The organism is Streptomyces millisiae (assembly GCF_031845425.1).
In the GTDB taxonomy this organism is placed as follows: Bacteria; Actinomycetota; Actinomycetes; order Streptomycetales; family Streptomycetaceae; genus Streptomyces; species Streptomyces millisiae.
In genome coordinates, this window is the sequence record NZ_JAVREM010000327.1 from 1 (window position 1) to 443 (window position 443).

Sequence of the window (443 nt, forward strand, 5' to 3'; positions counted from 1 at the left end):
GTCTACCACCATCGCCGGTGGTACGAGCAGTTCTACGTCGATGCCGCCGATGTCACGCCCGACATGACCGATCGCTTCGAGCAGGAGGTCGACACCACGCACGCCAACGAGCTGTGGCACGAGGAGGTCGCGGCGAACCTGGCCAATCGGTAGCTCATTACCGGTGCGAATAAGCTGACGGCCCATGGATGATCGCCAGCCGAACCGCCCGCCGCTCGATGCCGCCGCTTTGCGGGAGTCGTTGAGCGCGCCGTGGCATCAACTCGACGTCGTCGACGAGACCGGATCGACCAACGCCGATCTGATCGCGCGGGCGGCCGCCGGTGAGGAGATCGCCGGTGCGGTGTTGCTGGCCGAGTACCAGAACGCGGGGCGCGGCCGGCATGGCAGGCAGTGGTCGGCGCCGCCACGGTCACAGTTGGCATTGTCGGTCGGAGTCGACG

Annotated in this window: 1 pseudogene; it reads left to right on the forward strand. The window is 67.0% G+C overall.

The annotated features are described in order from the left end of the window. Window positions 1–184 precede the first annotated feature (184 nt). Window positions 185–443: pseudogene (locus tag RNC47_RS36910) on the forward strand (biotin--[acetyl-CoA-carboxylase] ligase); the annotation flags it as partial.